Origin of the sequence: Legionella sheltonii, from assembly GCF_026191355.1 — a bacterium.
GTDB classification, from domain to species: Bacteria; Pseudomonadota; Gammaproteobacteria; order Legionellales; family Legionellaceae; genus Legionella; species Legionella sheltonii.
Genome location: NZ_JAPHOQ010000014.1, coordinates 107,921 through 130,027 on the forward strand (window position 1 = coordinate 107,921; position 22,107 = coordinate 130,027).

Below are 22,107 nucleotides of genomic sequence, written 5' to 3' on the forward strand. Positions count from 1 at the left end.
AGCACATTGTAAGTAGCTCCGAGGCTTTTAATTCTCTAAAAGCTTATCCATTTTTGCTGCGCAAATGAAATCATTATGACTCAGACCGTTGAGGGCATGGGTCATAAAACGAACATGGCAATAATTATAACCCACTTCTAAATCAGGGTGATGATTTTCGGTATTCGCTATCCAGGCCAGCGCGTTGACAAAAGCCATTGTTTCGTAAAAATCTTTAAAAGATAAACTACGTTTGATGATGCGACTATCTGCACTCACTTCCCAATTTTTATTCAACTGTGGCATCAAATTTTTAATTTGTTCTGCATTTAATGCAGCTCCAATGCCTTCACATGATTCACAATGTTTGCTGCTTAAATCACTGGTCATTTTATTTCCTTACTTGTAGTAATTACTCAACGTATCAAGAAATCGATTATTCTGCTCTTTGGTTCCAACAGTTACACGCAGGTAATTGTTCATTTTATACGGATGCAGAGGCCTCAATATAATACCCCTATCTAATAGATAGTTATAGAGCAACATGCCGTCTTCTTTACAATCAAAGGTCAAAAAATTGCATGCAGAGGGTAGGTAATTGAGATCCAATTGATTCAGTCCCTGTTTTATTTGCATCATTCCTTCTTCATTGGTTTGTAAGCTTAATTGAAGAAACTGCTCATCATCTAGGGCTGCATAGGCGGTGGTCAATGCAACCTGATTGACTGTAAATGGCAGTTGTATGCGAAGCATGAGCTCAATTACTGAAGGATGGGCTATAGCATAACCTAAACGAACGCCGGCTAATCCGTATATTTTTGAAAAGGTTCGCGTAATCACCAGATTAGGGTGTTTGGCTAACCATTCGATACTGTTGCAATTGAATTGGGATGCAGCGTATTCATAATAAGCTTCATCGAGCACCAACAGTGTACTTTCAGGAATATTTTCTAACAAGCGTTTTACTCCTTTGGGATTGATTAATATGCCGGTAGGATTATTGGGATTTGCAAGAAAAATGATTCCTGTTCTTGAATTGCATGCTTGGATCAAGTTATCTATATTAACCGTCCAATCAGTATTTACCGCAATGCAATGGACAGGGATGTTCAATGTTTGTGCCTGAATTGCATAAGTGCTAAACGCATATTCATGGGTGATAATGTGTTTGTCATGATGTAGTGCAAAGCAGTTGAGGAGAAGAGTATATATGTAGTCCGAACCATTACTCACAAAAAGCTGGTTGATATTGATATTTAGTTTATTCGCCAATTTGGTCATTAACGGATGATTCATTGGTGAGGGGTAAGTTGCCAGGAGGTGGGCTGACATTTTTTGTAATGCAGCTTGGGCTAAAGGACTGCAACCCAGAGGATTTTCGTTACTGGCCATTTTAATAATGTGACTGTCGCTAATCCCTTTTTCACGTGCTAATTCTTCTATTGCTTTACCCGGTTTATACGGGATTAAAGATTGTATGCCGGGATGCGGTAATTGTTGAAAGTTAACTGCCATAAATTTTCCCTAATTATAAATTTTTTCATATTATCCAAGGTTTAGCATTCTGTCACGAGCTCATTGAAACAAAGAAATTTTTTTAGGGTTCTTTAAGGTTCAATCGTTTTACCGGGGATTAAATGAAGCCCCGGTACTGAGATTATTGATGAGAGGGATTCATTTGGGCGATTAAATCATCAAAGGCGCGATTGCGAGCCAAATCGGTTTCTTGTAAAGGTTGACGATCAATGGGGCATGAGTGATTTTGTCGAATCCAAAAGCGAATACCTTTTGTTGTTCCAGGTACATTATCATCGTTAAAGGTATGACCTTGGCGATCAATGACCGTGGGAGTCTTATTAACTCCTAAAGGTTCGAAAGTAATCGCATCAATGAGCTGATCCTGCCCAGGGCGTCCGGGCCCCCTTCCTTTCTGGTCTGGCGCTTCTCCTTTTAACGGGCCCAAAAGGAGCTGCCTCCATGAGGTGTGGCTGTAATACTCAACTTGCTCGTAAAATTCATCTGAGTGAATTGCAGTAGGAGGAACACAACATTCATGGTCGGGATTTTCAAGTGAAACAGGAACTTGTCCTGACTTCGCATAAACGAGTGCAACGCCGTTGAGTACAGCCGTGCGTCCTAGTTCGAGTAAATCGATGCATTTGCTTAGAAAATAAGTAGGCAGAGAGAGAGTCAGTCCAAGAGCCCAACCAGAAAGACCACCCAATGCACAGCCTAATACTGCCACAGGCCTGGACAAGGATAAAAAAGGCAAGAAAAATTCAAGAGCTTTTGCCATGATGAAGGGGATGGCGGTCAGTGCTATCCCCACAGTAGCAGTTCCTAAATTCCAGGCTTTTTGAAAATAACTTTGGGGAACTTCATAGACATTAAGTGATTCGAAAAAAGTTGTTTTGCCGATAAAAGCTGCGAAGTAATCCAGTGAGTTGGATATCTTTTTGTTATGGAAAATAAGTCCCCGAAATAATAAATCAGGAAAAAATAAAGCAGTACCAATAAGTGCACCAATTGGGGCGCCAATTGCAAATCCTAAAGCTTCCCCAATCCAGCCAAATACTCCACGCATTACTCCATGATGGCGTGTGCCGTCAGCATAATCGATGTATGCACTATTTTCATTCCAGTATGAGGTATAATCAGGGACCCAGAAAATGGCTAAGATAAGGTCAAGAATGATGCCGGGAATACTCGTAATTTCTCTTAATACCAGGCGGGTCAATACATGACCTACGGTCATGCCTTTAGCGAAATAAGCATACATTGTTTTTCATCCTCTAAATTCTTAATGTTTGGGAATGGTGCTCCTCGATTCCGCCGCCATTTTAAGCTCATGAAAGCCAAATAACAATCCAATAGGGTTAAATTAATTCACTTTGTGCAAATATGTTTTTTTCTGAGGTTAATGCAGCTCTTGCATTTTTATTTTCACAGCGCTAACCTTGGGCCGGCAAACCAACCACAGGAAAATGGAATATGAATTGGCAAAAGGGATTTTCCCTTACTGAAGTATTGGTCTCTTTATTGCTCGTAACCACATTGGCTTTAACTTTGTTGCAGCAGCGAGGGCAGAGCATACAACTATTGAATCAGTTGGTCTTACGAGTGCAAGCCTCCCAGTTTCTTGATCAAATCGAAGAAACTCTGGTGGCCCAAGTTCCCAAATTACCCTCCGCTCCTACACCTTATCATTTGGAAATACAACATAAAAATCAACACGTACTGATTCAACTTGACTGGTTTCAACAATTAGGAGTTCTAACCCGTAAACGCAGTTCCACCGGCAACCTAAAATGAGAAAATATGCGGGAATCAGTTTAACTGAGGTTATGATCAGTCTTTTTCTGACAAGCCTGATTGTTACTATGTTATTCCAACTTTATTTAGGGAGCAAACGCCAATACATTGAAATTGAAAAGGTTTTGACCACGCGTTTTGATTTACAATGGGTGAGTGATCTACTGAGTGATAGTATTCGGCGTGCAGGTTTTACTCCTTGTTTGGGCATTGATCGCCTGCAAGTTATTGATCGCAGAACTCATCAAAAAAAGATTCAGGCACTTCACATTAGCAATCGACCTGTTCAATTCATACAAGTAAATCGTATGAATGAATATTTTTCTAAAATAATCAAAATTCAAGGTGCAACAAGAATATTGGTGCAGAATCCAGTACGTTTTCATAAAAATCGACCGGTACTGATTGCAGATTGTGAGCATGCTGAGGTCCAACAATTATTTGATATAGAGCAACAGACCGATAGTTCACTCATTACTTTGAACAAACCTTTATTTTTTTCCTACAATGGTTCGGTATATATAGGTGAGTTTCTTGAGGAGAAATGGTTCATCAAGAAAAATGCAAAAGGCACGGATGCTTTGCATTATCAATTGGTTCAGACCGAGGAAGTAACCCCTTTGATTCATTTTCTGCATGTCCAAAATCGGCGTGTCAAAGAGAAACAGTTTCTGAAAATAATCATGGGCTTGGATGAAAACAAAACACATGAGCTCAGAGTGGCGGTGCGTGGTTCATGAGTCAAGATAAGGGATTTATTTTATTAGTGACCATGCTGATTATGGGGGTGATTGGCTTACTTATATTGACTTCAATGCAGCATACTTTACTTTATTATAAGGCAATAAATAAACATGAAGTGGTGCATCAGAATTTTTATCAATTAGAGGATGTGGCCTTGCAATTGCTTCATCAACATACTGATTTGCCCCGGGATTGTGTGATACATACAGATTCCGCAAATCAGGTCACGCATCATCTTCTTCATAACAAAGGGTGCTCTTTGATAATTGGTGAGACACAGTACAAATATTATATTGAGGACTTAGGCGAGTTCCCTTGTTTAAGAGCGTATTATCGAGGACGAAATACTGCGACCCATCATCAACGAGTTACTATCGTACCCGTTGAAAATGGGACCCCTGGATCTTTATTGCAAATACGATTTATCAGTGGGGGTAGAGTAGTGCCCTGTCTGGCAAAGGAACATTCAATTTCTTTAGGGGTGAGTAGTTGGCGGTACTTGCCTTCTCTATAAGACAAATTCTTGTGTATTTTTTCTACACATTATGCACGGCATGTCGGATAACATAGGTAGGTTGGGCTGCTAAGCCTGAGGATACCTCAGGCCTAACAGCCCAACCTTGTACACGCACATTTCGGGTGCGCTCGCTTAAATGAGCGAAGGATTACTAATATTTTCTTGAGCTATCTAAACCCTGGTTGTATTGTAGTGGTTAGGATAAATAGAGAGGTTTTTAGGTGCGTTTACAAAAGATTCTTGAATTTAAGTATTGGCCGCAAATTGCTGTTCTTGGGCTCTTGTTCGCGGGATATGTTGCTTATCGTTATTTTGCTTATTATGACACACGTTCGAATGATGCCTATGTGTCCGCAAATATGGTCAACATAGCCTCCTTAGTTTCTGGACCGGTTACCCATATTTATGTTAAAGAAAACCAAAAAGTTAAAAAAGGCGACAAGCTTATTGACATTGATCCTCTTCCCTATACTTATGCCGTTCAACAAGCTAAGGCTAAATTAAATATTGCCAAATTGAATTATGAAAATGAAAAAGCGAATGTGATTAAGGCAGAACAACGATTAAAAGCAACTCAAATTCAATTGAATTTAAGTCAGGATCATTATGAACGCTATTCAAAATTGCAATCGAAAGGGGATATGGCCAAGATCACTTTAATTAATCTGGCGGATAAAATGAAAGAACAAGTCGCAGCAATTAAGGAGGCAGAAGAGCAACTTAGAATTGCCCAAACTAATTTAGATGATAATGAAATTTTAGCAGCACAGGCAGAATTGGCTCAGGCAAATTATCTTCTTGATCATACTACCCTTGTAGCACCTGATGATGGGTACATTACTAATTTTAATCTGCGTGTAGGTCAATACGTTGAAGTCGGAGAGGGATTATTTGCTTTTATAGAAACCAAACAATGGTGGGTAGTTACCCGCTATAGGGAAACAGCAATTCGACTGATTCAACCTGGTGACAAGGCAAAAATTATGATTGACATGTATCCGGGGAAAGTATTTCATGGGCATGTAGACAGTATTGGTTGGGGAATCAATCGGGTACAAAGTGGCAATGTTGCTCCTTCAACCCTAGTTTATTTAGAAGCAACTGAAGACTGGATTCGCATTGCACAACGTTTTCCGGTGCGCATTTATATTGATGATTTAACCGATGAATATCCTATGCGAATTGGAGCCAATGCGACTACTATTACCTACAGGTGATATGTGTTTTTCTGGCCTCAAACTGTTGAAAACAGAGCTGCCATAAGAACAGCACTTGCCGCGCTAGCGGCTGTATTGCTTTCATTTAAATTTCATCTTGAAACACCTTTTTGGTCAGGAATGAGCGTTGTTGTGGTTTCCAATTTATATACTGGGAACATCATTGATAAAGCCATGTTGCGTATTATTGGTACTGTTGCCGGAGCGTTTTTGGGCTTTTATGTCGCAGGACTCGTTGCCAACAGTTTTTTACTCTATTTTCTTTCTTGCTTTTCAATCGTGTGCATCGGTACCTATTATTACAGTTTTAGTATCAATGGTTATGCTTATTTATTAGGTGCACTTTGTGCGTTCCTTATTATTTCTCAAGTCGCTATAAATCCACAACACGCTTTTTTCGTAGCAATTTGGAGGCCGGTTGAGATTGGAATTGGTGTCTTAGTATCGGCAATCAGTGCCTATTTTATTTTTCCAAATCATTTAAAAGACAATATCACCACACAACTTCATGATATTTTTACCGATTTTTCGACGGGTATAGGTCAATTACTCAATATGTTGCGTGAGGGTAACCCGGATTTTGATGTGTTGGCGCAAAACAATTTAAAGATAAAAAAGAAACTCCGTAAAGCAGTAGAGCTCATCGGCGCAATGAACCACGAATTAGGGGTCACTAAAGCAAGAACTGACCTGGTTCGTGCTTTATTGGATATTTTTTATGATCTGTCTCGACAGTTACAATATTTGATTTTAATTTCTCCCCAGCATAGTGATTTAACAATTGTGCACTCATTGTCGATAGAGCCTGTTCTGAATGCAATTCAATCGGATCTGGCTCAGTTGCAAATGGCTTTTTCGAATCAAGAGATGCTTGTGGATTTAAAAACAGAGGCGGCAATTGCGGAATTGGAAAGGCATGTGAAACAGATTCAAACAAGTGACGAGGGAACTTTTTTTTATTTGAATCCCAAAGCGAATACTGAGCTGGAAGCACAAGAGCATGCTTTTAAGAGTAATTTTGTCTATGCGTTTATCCATTTCCTGCATCAGGTGAAGCAAAGCCTTCTTTTGATGCATTCCTTATTAAGCCACATTCCTCTTGAGATGACTGCAAAATTTCAAGTCTTAAAAACCCAAGAGCGAATCCGTACTGATAGGGATGTGATTAAGCGCTGCATTAAAGCTGGGTTTTCAGTTATTCTTGCTTTAGGTTTTTGGATGGTAACTAATTGGCCTGGTGGTTTAAATGGAATTATCAGCAGTCTGGTGATTTCGATTCGTAAAAATCTTTTTGAAATGAAAAATGTCAGTATTCATCGTTTACTCGGCTGTATTTTGGGCGGGGGCATTGCTTTATTCTCCTTATTTCTCATCAAGATGAATCTTTATGATTTTATTTTAATATTTTTTCTTTCAGTTTGGGGTTTTTCCTATTTTATGTTCAAGCTGCCTAAATATTCTTATATTGGGTTACAGGCAAATATCGCTTTAATTATTTCTCTTGCTCAAGAAGGAGGGCCCCCTGTTTATTTAGGACCTCCATTGCAACGTTTGGGCGGAATTGTGATTGGAATTGTAGCCAGTTTTATTGTGGCAAATCTTATATGGCGTTCTGACGTATGGACTATGTTGAATCGTTATCTGAACAAACTGTACCTTTATATGGGGCAAAATTTAAAGCAAATACTCCTAGCTCCAGAGAATCAAAAAAAACTGCATGATTTAGCCAATTTGTTTTGGACCACCCGAGGATTGATTGAATCACTTGCTGATGAACCCTTAAGCGCAAAAAAACAAAGTATGCTGGTGGAGTTGAGGAAGCGTTTTGATTCTTTGGTCATGATACAGGCAACAACGAGTCATATTTTAGGAGCGGTTAATCGAGAAAAAGTTGAGGAAACAGCCCAATTACTAGGATGCGACTTATTCTTATATGAAAAAGGGGTATGGACTGCTTTTACCCAGCATGATGTTGCATCCGGATTGAAAATTAGTGCTCAGTTAAACGAGTTACTCTCTGAAATCGATAAGAAAAAGACGTTTTCCAAAGTTTCAGATAGTGATGTAAGGGGATTTTTAGCTTATATCAATGCCTTAAACCAATTGGTTTTAAGAATTCACTAGGAACTGAAGTCATCACGGGAGCAGAAAGGGTGCTTCCATTATCTTACCGTGCTCCAAGATGGAGATCTTGCTCGATGCGCGGGATAATGTGGAACTCTAGTTTAATTGTGCACCGATCCTAATATTTTTTAAGTTGAGAATTTATTCAATTTTTTTGTTTGTGGGTTTCAGAGAAATTTATTAGAATCATCCAGTTATAAAAAATATTTTTTACTTACTACGTGTTTTATATAAGAGCCATATGTATAAAACTTGTCATTAATCGTTGCAAAATATTCCATAACGTGTAAAAATTGTCCGCCTATGAAAACGAAAATTCTCTCTATTACAACTTTTTTAGCCTTAATTGCCTTGAGTTTTTCAGCGTGGTGGTTTTGGCCGATGAAAAAACCATCCACTCTGTTTAGACAGGCTAATTTTGATCGATTACCCGGTTGGAAATCTGCAGATTTAAAAAAATCTTTACAGACTTTTCAGACTTCATGTCGTGCTTTTATTAAGCAAAATCCAGAGCAGATTGTGGGAACGGAGCATATTAACTTGCAGGTAAAGGATTGGCAGCCAGCCTGTAACGCTGCTTTAAAAATTTCTCCTACAGCTGAAAAAGAAGTGAAACAGTTTTTTGAAACGTGGTTTACTCCAGTGGAGTTTACCGATACGGGCGAAAAACCTGGTTTATTTACCGGTTATTATGTCCCTGCAATTAAAGGCAGTTTTACTAAATCCAAAAAATTTCACGTTCCTCTTTATGAAACACCAGATGATTTGGTGACGTCTGATTTAGGACTTTTCTTTAATGACTTAAAAAATCGCAGTATTGTAGGTCGTTTAGAGGGTAAAAAACTGGTTCCTTATTATACTCGTGCACAAATTAATCGTGGGGCACTTAAAGGCAAAGCACGTGTTTTAGTATGGATTAATAGCCCCATCGATCGTTTGTTTTTGGAAATTCAAGGTTCGGGAGTCATTGAGCTTGAGAATGGTCAGAATCTTTATGTTGGTTATGACGCACAGAATGGAGCACCTTACACTGCTATTGCTGGAGTTTTGATCAAAAAAGGAGTTATGACTAAAGACAATGCATCCATGCAAGCAATAAAACGTTATTTGGAAGCTCATCCCAAACAGATGGATAAAGTGATCAATAAAAATAAATCGTTTGTTTTCTTCCGTAAAATGACGGAGGGTGTCGCTTTAGGGTCACAAGGTGTGGCTTTAACTCCTGGTTATTCTCTTGCTATTGATAAGCAATGGATACCCATGGGCGCTCCTCTTTGGTTAACGACTACGCGTCCAGACAGCACCAATCCTGATGAAAATAAACCATTGCAACGCTTAATGATTGCTCAAGATACGGGCGGAGCGATACGTGGCAAAGTTCGTGGGGATGTTTTTTGGGGCGGCGGTGAAAAAGCGACGCTGATTGCTGGCCATATGAAGAATCATGGTCATTATTGGATTCTTTTACCTAAAAATGCAGTATCTCGATTAGAGAAGAACAAATTAATTTCTGGGTAAATTTTGCCTTCATCCCTCTCCCGTCAACGGGAAAGGGGTTTTTCTCCTTGTCCGTCATCCCCAGCCATAGCGAGTGATTTTCCTGTCTTAATGCGGTGCTATAGCAAGGAGATCCCTCGCTATGCTCGTGACTTGCGCTGGGCGTATGAGGGGAGTCCTAGCTTTGATGACCAGAAGTCTTTTTCCCAGCTTCTTTAAATGGTGGTATAACGCTATTTAATGCCTCTTTATTGTTATTCAATGATTGAGCTGTATTGTCCTTTAAGGCATCAGCTAAACTAATGAATTTGTATCCATGCTTTTTATAGAGTGCAATGATGTCTTCTAGACATAAACTGTTGAGAAGATTGGCATGGATTAATAAAATTTGTTTGACATTTTTTCCTTTAGAATTTTTCTCAGCTCTTAAAGTTTGTTGCCAGATGTAAGCCAAATAACGTTTTTTGAATGCAGGAAGATTTTCGGCTCTTTTTCTATAAGGTATTCTGTAAAAACGTGCATTAAACTCATAGTCCTTACTATCTATCGTTACTGGAGCAATCGTATATTGATGTGCAGCCAAGTAGTCGTTCACTTTTTGTTTTTTTTGACCAGTACCTTCTGCCAAATAAGGATAACGAAAATATTTAGGCTCTGTAAGTACAGGTGCTAAGACGGTATCGGCGCGATCGATATCGGCTATGTATTTATCAGCACTCATATTATTTAAGCTTTTATGAGTATAAGTGTGGTTCCCTAAAGCGAATCCTTGATTGCGAAATGTTTCCAGTAAATCCCATTCATTTTTTGCCACTGCTCCGCCAATAGCAAAACCTGTTGCTGGAACTTGATTATCAACAAGTGCTTTGACGATTGCCATAAATCGATTTTGGGTTCTTTTCAGACTTGCTGGGGTGCTGGTGCCTGATCCAACAAAGGGTAAATCATCAATTGTAATTGCAATTTCTTTTTCTTCCGCAAAACATGGAGAATTAAGTATGCAAAACAAAAGCGTTACACCGGTCCATCGAAGTAACATGATATCCCCTAAGTTATTATTGTTATTTAAAAATAACTATAGTAGACAATTTTCAAAAAAGTCTAATTTTTTTATAATTTCTTCTTTATTAAGAAGAATATTTGGTGATATTATGAAAGGTTTTCAAATTTAAAACTACTAATTTTGATGTAGGTTGAGCCTTGTCCTAACATTCTTTCGGCAAATACACTATAGAATTTTTGTTGGTCGAGGCCCAACCAATATTCGGCTCATTGTACTAATTTTTGCTTTGCTTTATGCAAGCCCTCAAAGATAGGCTCAGAAATATGATTAGGGAATTCAGCGGGTAATTTTTTTGAGACTTCTTGAATAACAGAATCTGTTTTTTCCAGCATGTCATTGAGAATCATTTCAGCGCGGTCCGAAGAGTAATTGGCATCTTTTGACGTGTCTAAAAAATGTCGACGTTGTAAGGTATGCCAATGGTAATGATTGTTTTTTCCTTTTAAAGCCATAGCCATTTTAATTTTCTGGGATTGCAGTTGATTTTTCTTGATCAAGGGATATGCGGAGATAATGTCATATAATGGTGAGAGCCTGTATTTTCCTTCAGCCTCAATAAAAAGACTGAAATTTTTAGCATGCCCATCAATTGCGGCAAGTAACCAGAAAAAAACCTGAGTTCGATAAAACATATCCCGATCGGCAATTGAGTTTGCTGACCCAAGTAATAAGTTCATAATTTCTTTTATACCTGGGCCTCCATCCGATTGATACTTAATGTTGTACGAAACGCCCAGTGCCTGGCACATATCTTCTTGAGGCAATCTCATAATCCAGCTTTTATCGCGAGACAGTCTGCGATCAAATCGTGTTACAGATAAAACCTTTACGTCTTCAAAATGAAGAATGTTGCAATCGGCTACTGGCAGTCCATAGCTTTTCGCAAGAAGGGAACATAGCCACTCATTTTCGCAACTGTCACTTAAATCCATTTGCTGATGAGCAATAACACCAATGGGTAATTTAAAGATATGGGTGGTTGGTGTTTCTTGAAGTGGTTCACACCATTGGTTTTCATGATATAAAAAAGCTGTTTTTTCTTGCGCTCCTGCAATAGAAATTCGGAAGTCTTTATCCTCTTGGCTCATGCCTAAGGGGTTTATTTGATAATTTCGTAAAATGGAGGCAATTTTTTGCTCTGTTAAAGGTTTAAATTTAATTTTTTTCTCAAACACAACTAATGGAGCCGTTACAAGTTGAATGGCTCCTACGCAATCTCTACCAATACCTGCGAGTAGATCAAAGGGCTGGCTGGTTGCTATTTGAAAGCGTGCTTGAATGCGCGCGCGAATTTGCTGATTATCTGGAAGCAAGTTATCAAAAAAATTATATACTACATCGCCAGAATAAGTGGGATTAATAAGTGGTAAAGAGAGCGAAATAGGGCGAGATCCTGCCTGATTTAACCAATCGTGGTGGTATGTAAATCTCAATCCTCCCTGAGGTGTTTTCTCAAGCATCCCCACTAAAATGCCATTCATTAAGACATAAAGAGTTTGATTCTTTTTTACCATTCATCATTCCATGGATTGGTTGTTGTTTGTTCACTTTTTGTTGATGCGTTGAAATCTAGACTAAGTGCAGATAATATTCGAAATAAAGTACTTAATCTCATATTTTCGGGATTATTTTCAATGGCAGAAACGGTTTTTTGCTTTAAGCCTACTAAATCAGCAACTTCAGCTTGGCTTAGCTTTAGTTTTTTTCGTTGATTTTTTATCAACAGTGCTAATTCCTGTGGTGAGTGGATCAGCATGAATGCTCCAGTTTGATACCTTTTAAGGGATATGATTAATTGTATACCCTAATAGGGATAACTGCAATTTTATCCTCTTTGGGGTATAAATGTTATTTTATACCCCAAAGAGGATAAAGTGGAACATTTGGGAGTTTCAGCTATTCTCTGGACTATCCGGTGAGCGCATAAAGTTTTTGTCAAAAAGTTAATGGTCTCGAAGAATCTTCAGAATATTCTTCATCAGCAGAGTATTCTGAAGTTGAAGTATTTTCATAACTCCAATTGTTCCAAGTGTCGCCAATAGAAAAGAAATCGAGAAGCTCTGCATATCTTTGTTGCAATAGAGAATACTCTTCATCAAAATATTTTTGCCTTGATGCGGCATCAGCACCATCCATATTTTGAAGTAAATCATCACCGAATTCTTCCAAACAATTATGTAAGCTGCGAGTTACGAGACTATAATCATCAATGCTAAAGTGATCATAATTGACTAAAATATATTGCATCAAGAATTGGGTTTTCAATTGCAATATAGCCATTTTCAACTGACTTATCGCATTAAATAAATCATCCTGACTCTTAAAGAATAGATAAGTAAAATTAGAAAGAATGTGATTAATTTTAATTTTTATTTCATCCATTTTTTTTAATAGCTCAATATCCGTCGTGTTATTGAGTAGTTCAGTATAAGAGGATTCAATATGAGCGATATCATTTTCAAACTCGTTACGAAGTGATTCATGAATTTGTGTCATTTTCTTATTGGATGGATTGATAAAAAAGCGTTTTGAATAAGCCATAGAGGTTCCAAAGTATAAAAGATACAAATTATACATTAAGTGATTATTTTACGCATTTTTCAGTATTAGTGTTTGAATAAGAGGCATTACATTGCTAAAATGCCATCCCTTCATTTGACTGAACATGTATTTAGAACGAAGTGCGTTATTTAATTGTAATTTTAATCTTATTCAATTCCATAGGCCATGCCAATATTGGCGAGCAGATTTTAAAAGAATATCAGTCTAAATTTTATACCTTACCCGTTACTCATCAAGAGCACTTTGCTATGAGAATGTATACTTTAACGGGGAATGAGGAATATATAAATCCTATTATTAACTATCTGTATTTGCTTGGGGGTAGATATAGATATCTTTATAAAAATCTACAAAATGACGTGGTGATTGAGATTGAAAACAAAAGGTTATTATCCATTACTGATGGAGATACTGAAAAAACTAAAAAAAGAATCAAAGAAAGTTTGAAGTACCCTAGAATTGCTTACTACCTCAGTTTACTCATTTTAACTAATAAAATATATTTTTATCATATGGAGGAGACTCCATTATTTCCTGACACGCGCAAAATTATTAATTTTTTAAAAACCAAAAGCAGTGATTTTGAAAAATATATTCTTGATGAGGAAAACATTAAAATATATGGGGCGCAGCTTATAAATTATGTTTATTATCTATACGATTTGGGAATTATTGATTTAAGAAAACCGTATACTCAAAAATTTAAGAACATATTTCCTGACAGTCAGGATGCCCAATTAACTGATTTGGATTATTCCGCAAAAATTTACGGTATGACCCATTTTATTTTAAGTGAAAGCCGTTATTATCAAAAACAACTTGATCCAAATCGATTTAATTGGATAACGCAATATTTTAAAACTCATATCGATGAAATTATATCGCGCACAGAATACGATGTGATTGTTGAGGTGGGGATTTGTCTTATGCTCATCAAGAGTAACGATTTAAAAACAATTAATAAAATCAAATCTCATTTAAAAGCCATTTACAATAAGAATTATCACATCCTTCCTAATAAGGAAAACTCATTTGACTTTATTAAAGGAGAGCATCGCAATATTTTAACAATCATGCTTTTTAGCTGGCCAAAGAAATTAACTGAAGTTCCAAAATCATTGTTTCAAATCATGTTGGAGAAAAACTTTATTATCAGTGAATATGACTCAAAGATAATTTTTGGGTTTCGCGTTCCGTATTAGTAGATCTTAATGATCAATATTGAGTGAATAGGGAATGTAGTGATATCGCTAATTTGGGTAGCCCGTATTAGCGAAGCGTAATACGGGATGTAGCTTTAATCCCGGATTACGACGGAGTCTAATCCGGGTTATACAATGGTTCCTAACTTGGGTAGTTAGGATTGCCTGTCACACCGCCTGGACAAAATGTAATTTGATAGCTTGTTTGTTTGCCTGACTCATTACATGTAAAAGAAGATGATGCATCATCATGATTATAAGAATAGGCCGTTGGGCATGCACTTTTAAACCAGGAAATACGCGGATAGACAGCTGCCTCCCAATCCGTATTATCAGCGAGACATTGTGAAACCTGCGCAGTAACACCAGGACTCCAATTATGGCAACCACATACCAGGTAAGTAAACGCATAACCTGACTGTAGTGCTCCTGTAGAGGTTGGAGTGCATCCCCACATGTCTGTAAAGGTTGCTGGCAAACCTGTTACTGGACTAGTGCCATAACCAGGAGAGGGTTGTGAGGGCAAGGTAGAGCCTAATCCAAAACCTGTATAAAGATTTATCACTCCCCACTGACCTGGTGATGAATACCCGGTATAGGTGAGTACATTGGTATAGCCTAAGAAAGGAGAACACAAACGGTTCCACTGGCCTGTTCCAGAGTCAAATCCCATCCCACAATACTCATTGGCACTGCAATCGGAAGAACTGGTACACCCCGTCGCGGCTCCTCCTTCAACTGCGGTGTAATTGGGTGGGACATCTACTCCCCCTGTATTAGGTGGCGAAAATTTCCAAGGACAAGCACCTAAACCTGTTGCTTGAGGCTGAATTAATGCGCCAGCTGATTGCCCGCAATTAAATGGGTAAGGAGCATTGTTTGGAGGTGGTGGACCGGTTACAACCGGGGCTAAAGATCGCACCTCAGCCGGGACATTAAATCCATTGACCATTGATACATCATACACCCCATCAGTTCCAACGGCACTCGCTGGTTGCATGAACAATTCCATTTTAGTTAATGGTGGAAAATTCATGGGTTGAGTGTTGGGAGCACACCTCATTGGATCGGCGGCGCTAGCAGCAGGGCAAGTTCCTGTGGCACAAACTCCTGTAGTCACATCACAACCTGTCCTTACATAGAGTGCACCATTTACATATTCATTAACCGATAGAATGATTGTCGAAGGCGCTGTATTAGGGACCTGTTGATTGAGTTGATAACTACCGCCTGGTGGTGTTGGATCTGGAGAGGTTGCAGATGCACCTCCACCATTCTCAAACTCATACCATACTGGAAAAGGGCACTGATTCACAAAGGTTACTGTATGTACTGTTGTTGGATTGGGAATGGCCACAACCGCTTCGCTCGTCGTTGCAGTTTCCGTACCACCACTATATGAGACCGATGCAATGACATCAAGTTTGCTCGTTGTGGTTGTAGGCACAACCGACACATAAATAGCGCAACTATTATTTGATGGAGAAGTACCAAGAGTCGCTCCAATACATGTATTTGTTCCATTAGTCAGTGTTGCACTTCCACCAGTGAATGAAGTAGTCACATTACTCAAGACTTCAGGCTGTGGACACTGATTCGTAAAGACGTATTTTACTACGTTGTCTGAATATGTGTAAGTTTGAGTAGGTAATGGCAGCACGGTTGAACTGGTAATCTGATGACAACCTGCACCATTCTGAACTACCGTTGAGGTCGACAGAGGTACAGAAACACTTGCACCACCGTTTAGATAAGTGTATGTGACATTCAGTGTTGCAGGTCCAACTGCTGTAGGTGTGAACGTGCCTGCCACCGTACACTGACCACCGCTGCCATTAATGGGTTGGTTGGAACACGTATTTGTTGTAGCGGTAAAGCCCTGTACAGTAACTGCTGTTGCCGTAATTGGGGTAGGGCCCTGATTAACGTAAGTAAACGAAACCGGGTAGGGAGTAGTGACACCCGTATAGGTAATTGCAGGCAATGGCTGTGATATAGAGCCTATGATAGGGCCTGTATTTACCCCTCCTGCTGTAGTAGCAAGTTTGGGCAGTGGCACGACGTTATTGTGATAACTCATCGTTAGTTGCATGGTGGCTGCGCCGGCTTTATTTGGTGTATACCGAACCGCTACAGCACAGCTGCTATTTGGTTTTCCCTTACCGGCAAGTGGCGTCGATGGATTACATCCGTTCGACAACGTAAATTGGCTGCCTGTATGAGCCATGGTAACTGTCAAAGGTACGGGATGCTTGAGATTGTTGGTAAAGGTATAAACTACAGTATAACTATTCCCTACAGTCGTTTGCGCAGGTATCCCACTGGATGGGTTTAGAGTCCATCCAACAGGGTCTACTCCTGAGATTGCCTGAAAGGATAAGCACATGCCAGTAATTAAATAAAGTAATATGGGTGTTTTTTTCATTCCATCTCCAAATGGTTCTTTAAAAGGGGGTATCCGTCCCGGTCTTTAAATTATTTAAAACCTGCAGGATTCGTTGGTATTGAATTATCAAATAGATAAGAAACACCGATTAATCCGATGTTGGTTTTAAACGTACCTAAATCAAGCTGTGCATTGTTCCAGTCCGGCCCTTGGCCAAAACCTGAAGACACATTACCAAATGATTGATAACTGTAGCCGGCGGACAGTAATAAATTCTGGGTTAATAAATAATCCAGGCCTGCGCCAAGGTTGTAGGTGAAGTGATTCGTTCTTTTTGATGCATAATCAGGACTGTATCTTGGAGTCACGTCAGGAAGTGCTGATTCATTATAGTTATGACTTCGATTGAATGACACACCGAGTCCGAGATCGACGTAAGGCATAAAACGACCGATTCGTACTAAATCAAGTTTTGAATACACTGAAATGACATCTGCTTCTATACCCCAACTATAAGAATAGTTCGTAAATTCTGGGTCTGAATATTGCGTTACCATTCCATGAATATTTTTTGTAAAAACATGCTCATATCGCAAGGCCAATGCATAGGATGGAATCCATTGCTCACTGCGATTCCATCGATGTCCTGCTTGAACATCGAGCATAACTGGTTGATGTCGATCCAAAGAATATTGATCACGATCTTCAGGCGGAGGAAAGTTTGAACCATTAGCAACAGTCATTTCATCGTGACCCATGATCGTTTGCATAAAACCCACATCCATACCCACATACCAATGATGCATAGTAGGGGAAACTCCTGATGGTATGGAAACAGCGGAAGTCGGTGATGCGTTCGTTGTATGCATTGGCTCAACTTTTGATGGTTTTAAAATTCTATGCGTTGTTTTTGGTAAATGAGTTGCGTACTGTTTCTTGAGCGCATGATGTATTGTTGACCCAGAGGACAATGAGTGACACATTGAATGTACTTCTGCAATAGACGATAACGGCCCGATTCTAACTGCATAATATCCTTTGGAAGCATGGATCTGAACCGAATGGTGAGTGTGTTTAGTCAGTTTGTTCTTAAGCTGTTGTGCTAAATGCTTTGAGTGGAATGAGCTGACTTGTACAAAAAAAGGGCCGGATTGACGTGTATTAAAATGACTGCAATTTTCCAAGCCATAAATCACATGAGCATTTACAGATATTGGCATTCCTACTAACGCTGATGCGATTAAAAAAGCACTCCATTTCAAATTCAATGAATTCATTTAAATCATCCCTAATTATTTAAAATTTTAACCAAACCAATTACTTACCAAGAACACAAATAGCGTGATCTATTGAAAAAGTTTGGACTATCCCTGTTTATTGGACTTTTATTGCTTGTACTGTTTGATAAAGGCTATTTGGGCTGAGACGCGAGACCTATTTTACCTGCAAAAGTTAAGCATTCCGACGTAATGTGATTGGAAAGAGTATCGCGATTAAAATAAATAGACAAGCATTATCAAAACGATTTTTTCAGTCTGGATTATCTGACCATTTTTGTGTCGGATAGATGGAGCGTGTCATAATTTTCTTTTGTGGATTCTAATAACGCTTGTTCTTCTGAACTCCAAAATTTCCAAGTGTTTTTATTTTTATAGGATAGATAAATCCCTAATCCAAACAGTAACGTTGTTAGAGCATAACCTACAGCTTTTAATATTCTGATCGCTTTATGATCATTATCGGCAGTAAATTTTTCAATAAACGCTTTATTTTCAATTAATTCTGTAAACCGATTAAGCCTAGTAAATACGTTTACGGTTGGATCGTTTAAAGCGTCTCGAGCATCCTGTGCACAATTGAATTTATCAACCAGTAATTGCAACTCAGATATAGCTTTATCGCCACGATTTTCTATGGTTATTTTTGTGTTTTTTTTGTGGCCATCTTCATAATAGCTGACAGTATGGCCGCCATCATGATGATGAAGAAAAACTCCAGTGGGTAAATCAATAGAGTCTATGGCCTTGAGTTTTTCTGCTTGATACATTTCAAAGTCATGATCGAGTGGTTTAGTGAATTCTTCTAATTTGTTTAAAAGGAGTGCTCTTTTTGCCTGTATCGCTGGAGATTGCATGCTATACCAGTTATCAAAAAACTCGCTATCCATATGACTTTTTATCGCATGAACCAGATTAGGGTTAGATTTTAGAACTTTAAATAGTGGAGCAAGGTTCCCATCGAGCAGACAATTTTTCTTGCTAAAATCTCCTGTTTTTCGCACAGATGCTCCAAGTATGGCGATTCTGTACTCTTTGACCAAATCAATACCACCGAAAGCGACAGGGGTGCTGGTTTTTAATGCCTGATGCATTTGATCTGATAACTTTTGCAAGCCAACTGGTTTTTCGTCCCATTCGGAAAAATTATTACCTAAAAAAGGTGCTGCAAAAAAATCAGCGTGGGTATACATAAAGTATAAGACTTTCATTAATTTGGAATTTTGATCATGACTCATTTTAATTCCACGCGAAAACAGATCATTATGATAATGATAGCAAAATAAAATTAATATAATATTAATCAAAATGAATTTTCTTTAGCCGAAATCAAGGATTCCAACAATTGTTCATCAAGCTAAAAGGGCTCAATTGAGCTACTGCATCTTGTATTGGATTCAGCTATATTTATAGATGAGGGTTGAAAAGGTATTTCAAAATGAAACTGAGTAAAAAGCTGTGTTTTCTGTTAGCCTATTTGTTGGTGATATTGCCTTTTATTGGTTTTTATTTCGGTAATTTTTATACTTTTCTTCCATTTTTTGTATTATTCACCTTGATTCCTTTGATGGATGTTTGGTTAGTTGATTCAAGTAATCCAGACAGTACTCAAGAGCAGATGTTACTCAAGGATCAATATTTCAAACTCATTACCTGGGTATATGTACCGGTGCAATATAGTTTTCTGATTTTGGCGATTTATTTGGTCGTGCATTTTCCTTTAACTGTAACCGAATTTATTGGATTCAGTTTATCGATTGGGCTGTTAACAGGTGGCATTGGAATTACTCTTGCCCATGAGCTAATGCATAAAAACTCCACAACGGATCAACTTCTAAGTAAAGTTTTATTAGTCAGTGTATGTTACGGTCATTTTTTTATTGAACATGTCCGTGGGCATCATGTTCATGTGGCTACGCCTAAAGATCCTGCGACATCTCGGCTAGGGGAGAGTTTGTATCACTTTTTACCAAGAACAATTATTGGTTCCTTTCGTTCGGCGCTCAACATAGAAGGCAAGCGTTTAAATCGTTTAGGATACTCATGGTATCATTGGAACAATCAATTCTGGTGGATTATTAGCGCCCCAGTTCTTTTGGCAACAGCCCTTTTTTATTATGGTGGGTGGCGAGCTCTTTTATTCTTTATCCTGCAGTCGTTGACTGCCATTTTATTGTTGGAAATCATTAACTACATTGAACATTATGGCTTAGAACGCAAGAGACTCGCTAATGGATCCTATGAGAAAGTTTCAGCACAGCATTCATGGAATGCGAGTCATTGGCTAAGTAATATGCTCCTTTTCCATCTGCAAAGACATTCTGATCATCATATTCATGGAGCACGCCCTTATCAGTTATTAAGACATATTGACTCAAGCCCACAACTTCCCTCTGGTTATTTGGGAATGTTAATTTTGGCTCTGTTCCCCCCATTATGGCGGGGGGTAATGGATAAAAGAGTACTGATTAGTCGCTCGAAAAAGCCATGAGGTCCATTTTGTATTTTCTGATGGAATACGTTCTATATAAAAAATAACATTTTTGATGTTTTCTCAAAAAAAATCTGTTAAAATTTTCCGCAATTCGTAATTACTCAGCCCAACACTGTCACATTAAGGGCGAGTGGAGGACTGGTAAGTTTAATTAATCTCAAAACAAGAAGCAGGTAAAAATATTGCCTGATGGGATGTATTTGAGTGCAATTAAGCGATATCAGCCTAAAAAATGCGGCGCATCACTGCCTGTCAAAGAACTTAGGTTTCTTCCATTGCTTAGTTTCAACCTATCAGCTTATTTCTAGCCTTCAATTCTTAAGTGGGTTAATCAGTGTATTAACCGCAACAATCAATTTTTAATAGGTATATAAAGAAATGACAATTCGTGTTTTATCTTTCGATTTTGATGGGTGTTTATTTAATACAGCATACAGCAATGCTCCTTATACAAATTTTGATAAACATCTTACTGATGCAGTACTTATCCATAATAAGGAGTTCTTAGAGCAGTTAAAGGTTGAAAACGAGAGATTTTCGCAAGTGATTGCCATGATTGGTTCGAATCGTCAATCTTTTGAATACGATACCGGAAACATGGGCGGTATTCATACGTTTAAAGGCTCTTGCTGTTCTGCCATTCAAACTGTTTGTAACTACTTGGATGTAGACTTTAATCCCTTGTTGCTCGCAGATTTATATAACTCTCTTGAGCCGGGTACCTCGTATCAGCATATTATGGAAGAGATAAAGGCAGGTACGTGGATTAATATGGAGGAAACTCTCGAACATCAAAATTGCCCAATGGATGAATCTAAAGTGGCACTTATTTTTGCGCAAATGCAAGAAGCTGCCTCCAAAAATCCTGATGAACAAATAATCTTCGATTTTTATGATGATCGTGATGATATATTGGCAAGGTTACAGGAGTTTTATTCATCACACCCACACATGATCCCTAAAAATGTACTCTTACGTCTTAATCACTATGATGGGGCAGAGCCCGTTTTGGAAGCTGAGTTAGTAGGAGACGGAGTTTTTTTCAATGATTATCCTGAAATTGTGGTTAATATGTTGGATAATCTTTGGGAACACAATGATATTGCGATGGAGATAAAGTCAAACCGTCATAAACCCGAAATGCTACAGCCTGTTATGCAGAGTGAACAGTTTGATTCTTCAGATGCAGTTGAAGAAGGTGAAAAAGAATCCGATTCCGAACAGCAAAATCAATCTGTCGACCTTGTTGGTGCTGCGCAAGTAGATGAGCAAACTGAGAAGGAAGCTGTTGAGATCTCTGTTGTTGCAGTTGCTATCGAAGAAAAAGCAATGATAGAGCAAGCTGGTGCTGTACAAGTAGAAGAGCAGAGTGAGAAGGAAGCTGTTGAGATTACTGTTGTTGCGCCTGCTATCGAAGAAAAAGTAGTGATAGAGCAAGCTGGTGGTGTACAAGTAGAAGAGCAGAGTGAGAAGGAAGCTGTTGAGATCACTGTTGCTGCGCCGGCTGCTGCAGGAAAAGCACCTGGTGCACCTGTTGCCTCAGCTGCTTCTAATCTCGGACGCAATCGCCATAGTTTTCACAATCAAGCGGCGCGTTCCACTACTCATCGTGGTCCTGCTCCAATTCCCGCAAAATACTTCGAAGATAGTTGCGGCTTTAGCAGTGGAAATAGCAGCTGCATTCTTTCCTAAGCTTTAAACAAAAACAGCTGTCTTGAATTATGAATTCAAGA

19 protein-coding genes are annotated in these 22,107 nt (G+C 38.7%); 9 read left to right on the forward strand and 10 right to left on the reverse strand.

Annotated elements, in window-relative coordinates; translation table 11 throughout:
- Positions 1–27: 27 nt before the first annotated feature.
- The 3 genes from OQJ26_RS15685 to OQJ26_RS15695 form a co-directional block, all read right to left on the reverse strand.
- On the reverse strand, positions 28–369 hold the full coding sequence (locus OQJ26_RS15685) for a 4a-hydroxytetrahydrobiopterin dehydratase (protein WP_265704667.1): 342 nt from the start codon (positions 367–369) through the stop codon (positions 28–30).
- A gap of 9 nt (positions 370–378) precedes the next feature.
- Positions 379–1,494 carry a histidinol-phosphate transaminase gene (hisC, locus tag OQJ26_RS15690; protein ID WP_265704668.1) on the reverse strand — a complete coding sequence of 372 codons (1,116 nt, stop codon included), beginning with the start codon at positions 1,492–1,494 and terminating at the stop codon, positions 379–381.
- 142 nt (positions 1,495–1,636) lie between these two features.
- Positions 1,637–2,758: an RING finger protein gene (locus OQJ26_RS15695; RefSeq protein WP_265704669.1), complete on the reverse strand. Its 1,122-nt coding sequence runs from the start codon at positions 2,756–2,758 to the stop codon at positions 1,637–1,639.
- Positions 2,759–2,970: 212 nt separating this feature from the next.
- Here OQJ26_RS15695 and OQJ26_RS15700 point away from each other — a divergent pair, with 212 nt between their 5' ends.
- The 6 genes from OQJ26_RS15700 (at position 2,971) to mltA (ending at position 9,411) form a co-directional block, all read left to right on the forward strand.
- Positions 2,971–3,291: a prepilin-type N-terminal cleavage/methylation domain-containing protein gene (locus tag OQJ26_RS15700; RefSeq protein ID WP_265704670.1), complete on the forward strand. Its 321-nt coding sequence runs from the start codon at positions 2,971–2,973 to the stop codon at positions 3,289–3,291.
- Positions 3,288–4,031 (forward strand): PilW family protein, encoded by a 744-nt coding sequence (locus tag OQJ26_RS15705; RefSeq protein WP_265704671.1) that lies wholly within the window; start codon positions 3,288–3,290, stop codon positions 4,029–4,031. Before OQJ26_RS15700 ends, OQJ26_RS15705 begins: the two co-directional genes overlap by 4 nt.
- Positions 4,028–4,549 (forward strand): type II secretion system protein, encoded by a 522-nt coding sequence (locus OQJ26_RS15710; RefSeq protein WP_265704672.1) that lies wholly within the window; start codon positions 4,028–4,030, stop codon positions 4,547–4,549. The genes OQJ26_RS15705 and OQJ26_RS15710 overlap by 4 nt, the downstream gene beginning before the upstream one ends.
- A 224-nt stretch (positions 4,550–4,773) precedes the next feature.
- Positions 4,774–5,769 carry an efflux RND transporter periplasmic adaptor subunit gene (locus OQJ26_RS15715; RefSeq protein ID WP_265704673.1) on the forward strand — a complete coding sequence of 332 codons (996 nt, stop codon included), beginning with the start codon at positions 4,774–4,776 and terminating at the stop codon, positions 5,767–5,769.
- Between the two features lie 3 nt (positions 5,770–5,772).
- Entirely contained in the window at positions 5,773–7,893 is a 2,121-nt protein-coding gene (locus OQJ26_RS15720; protein ID WP_265704674.1) for an FUSC family protein, read from the forward strand.
- A gap of 303 nt (positions 7,894–8,196) precedes the next feature.
- Positions 8,197–9,411 carry a murein transglycosylase A gene (mltA, locus tag OQJ26_RS15725; RefSeq protein WP_265704675.1) on the forward strand — a complete coding sequence of 405 codons (1,215 nt, stop codon included), beginning with the start codon at positions 8,197–8,199 and terminating at the stop codon, positions 9,409–9,411.
- Between the two features lie 157 nt (positions 9,412–9,568).
- On the opposite strand, the gene OQJ26_RS15730 is transcribed toward mltA, so the two are convergent.
- The 4 genes from OQJ26_RS15730 to OQJ26_RS15745 all read right to left on the reverse strand — a co-directional run bounded on the left by OQJ26_RS15730 (position 9,569) and on the right by OQJ26_RS15745 (position 12,994).
- On the reverse strand, positions 9,569–10,429 hold the full coding sequence (locus tag OQJ26_RS15730) for a polysaccharide deacetylase family protein (protein ID WP_265704676.1): 861 nt from the start codon (positions 10,427–10,429) through the stop codon (positions 9,569–9,571).
- A 230-nt stretch (positions 10,430–10,659) separates the two neighbouring features.
- On the reverse strand, positions 10,660–11,967 hold the full coding sequence (locus OQJ26_RS15735) for a type II toxin-antitoxin system HipA family toxin (RefSeq protein WP_265704677.1): 1,308 nt from the start codon (positions 11,965–11,967) through the stop codon (positions 10,660–10,662).
- Complete coding sequence (locus OQJ26_RS15740; protein ID WP_265704678.1) at positions 11,961–12,209, reverse strand: helix-turn-helix domain-containing protein; 249 nt, start codon at positions 12,207–12,209, stop codon at positions 11,961–11,963. The genes OQJ26_RS15735 and OQJ26_RS15740 overlap by 7 nt, the downstream gene beginning before the upstream one ends.
- 179 nt (positions 12,210–12,388) lie before the next feature.
- Positions 12,389–12,994, reverse strand: a complete 606-nt coding sequence (locus OQJ26_RS15745; protein WP_265704679.1) for a hypothetical protein — start codon at positions 12,992–12,994, stop codon at positions 12,389–12,391.
- 140 nt (positions 12,995–13,134) lie between these two features.
- Between OQJ26_RS15745 and OQJ26_RS15750 the strand changes: the two genes are divergently transcribed.
- Positions 13,135–14,217 carry a DUF3541 domain-containing protein gene (locus OQJ26_RS15750; RefSeq protein WP_265704680.1) on the forward strand — a complete coding sequence of 361 codons (1,083 nt, stop codon included), beginning with the start codon at positions 13,135–13,137 and terminating at the stop codon, positions 14,215–14,217.
- Positions 14,218–14,359: 142 nt separating this feature from the next.
- Here OQJ26_RS15750 and OQJ26_RS15755 read toward each other — a convergent pair whose 3' ends face one another.
- From OQJ26_RS15755 to OQJ26_RS15765, 3 genes are all read right to left on the reverse strand, one after another.
- Positions 14,360–16,642, reverse strand: coding sequence for a thaumatin family protein (locus OQJ26_RS15755; protein ID WP_265704681.1), 2,283 nt, complete (start codon positions 16,640–16,642; stop codon positions 14,360–14,362).
- 50 nt (positions 16,643–16,692) lie between these two features.
- Positions 16,693–17,880 carry an SPOR domain-containing protein gene (locus OQJ26_RS15760; RefSeq protein WP_265704682.1) on the reverse strand — a complete coding sequence of 396 codons (1,188 nt, stop codon included), beginning with the start codon at positions 17,878–17,880 and terminating at the stop codon, positions 16,693–16,695.
- Between the two features lie 263 nt (positions 17,881–18,143).
- Complete coding sequence (locus OQJ26_RS15765; RefSeq protein ID WP_265704683.1) at positions 18,144–19,118, reverse strand: hypothetical protein; 975 nt, start codon at positions 19,116–19,118, stop codon at positions 18,144–18,146.
- A 200-nt stretch (positions 19,119–19,318) separates the two neighbouring features.
- On the opposite strand from OQJ26_RS15765, the gene OQJ26_RS15770 reads away from it, so the two are divergent.
- Together OQJ26_RS15770 and OQJ26_RS15775 are read left to right on the forward strand one after the other, a co-directional pair.
- On the forward strand, positions 19,319–20,371 hold the full coding sequence (locus OQJ26_RS15770) for an alkane 1-monooxygenase (protein WP_265704684.1): 1,053 nt from the start codon (positions 19,319–19,321) through the stop codon (positions 20,369–20,371).
- 381 nt (positions 20,372–20,752) lie between these two features.
- A complete protein-coding gene (locus OQJ26_RS15775) occupies positions 20,753–22,066 on the forward strand; it encodes a hypothetical protein (RefSeq protein WP_265704685.1) in 1,314 nt (437 codons plus the stop codon).
- The last annotated feature ends 41 nt before the right edge of the window (positions 22,067–22,107 follow it).

What these genes read in the sequence shown, in the direction of transcription:
- OQJ26_RS15685 (WP_265704667.1), bottom strand. Translation starts at nt 369, where the DNA reads ATGACCAGTGATTTAAGCAGCAAACATTGTGAATCATGTGAAGGCATT.
- hisC (WP_265704668.1), bottom strand. Translation starts at nt 1,494, where the DNA reads ATGGCAGTTAACTTTCAACAATTACCGCATCCCGGCATACAATCTTTA.
- OQJ26_RS15695 (WP_265704669.1), bottom strand. Translation starts at nt 2,758, where the DNA reads ATGTATGCTTATTTCGCTAAAGGCATGACCGTAGGTCATGTATTGACC.
- OQJ26_RS15700 (WP_265704670.1), top strand. Translation starts at nt 2,971, where the DNA reads ATGAATTGGCAAAAGGGATTTTCCCTTACTGAAGTATTGGTCTCTTTA.
- OQJ26_RS15705 (WP_265704671.1), top strand. Translation starts at nt 3,288, where the DNA reads ATGAGAAAATATGCGGGAATCAGTTTAACTGAGGTTATGATCAGTCTT.
- OQJ26_RS15710 (WP_265704672.1), top strand. Translation starts at nt 4,028, where the DNA reads ATGAGTCAAGATAAGGGATTTATTTTATTAGTGACCATGCTGATTATG.
- mltA (WP_265704675.1), top strand. Translation starts at nt 8,197, where the DNA reads ATGAAAACGAAAATTCTCTCTATTACAACTTTTTTAGCCTTAATTGCC.
- OQJ26_RS15730 (WP_265704676.1), bottom strand. Translation starts at nt 10,429, where the DNA reads ATGTTACTTCGATGGACCGGTGTAACGCTTTTGTTTTGCATACTTAAT.
- OQJ26_RS15735 (WP_265704677.1), bottom strand. Translation starts at nt 11,967, where the DNA reads ATGGTAAAAAAGAATCAAACTCTTTATGTCTTAATGAATGGCATTTTA.
- OQJ26_RS15740 (WP_265704678.1), bottom strand. Translation starts at nt 12,209, where the DNA reads ATGCTGATCCACTCACCACAGGAATTAGCACTGTTGATAAAAAATCAA.
- OQJ26_RS15745 (WP_265704679.1), bottom strand. Translation starts at nt 12,994, where the DNA reads ATGGCTTATTCAAAACGCTTTTTTATCAATCCATCCAATAAGAAAATG.
- OQJ26_RS15755 (WP_265704681.1), bottom strand. Translation starts at nt 16,642, where the DNA reads ATGAAAAAAACACCCATATTACTTTATTTAATTACTGGCATGTGCTTA.
- OQJ26_RS15760 (WP_265704682.1), bottom strand. Translation starts at nt 17,880, where the DNA reads ATGAATTCATTGAATTTGAAATGGAGTGCTTTTTTAATCGCATCAGCG.
- OQJ26_RS15765 (WP_265704683.1), bottom strand. Translation starts at nt 19,118, where the DNA reads ATGAGTCATGATCAAAATTCCAAATTAATGAAAGTCTTATACTTTATG.
- OQJ26_RS15770 (WP_265704684.1), top strand. Translation starts at nt 19,319, where the DNA reads ATGAAACTGAGTAAAAAGCTGTGTTTTCTGTTAGCCTATTTGTTGGTG.
- OQJ26_RS15775 (WP_265704685.1), top strand. Translation starts at nt 20,753, where the DNA reads ATGACAATTCGTGTTTTATCTTTCGATTTTGATGGGTGTTTATTTAAT.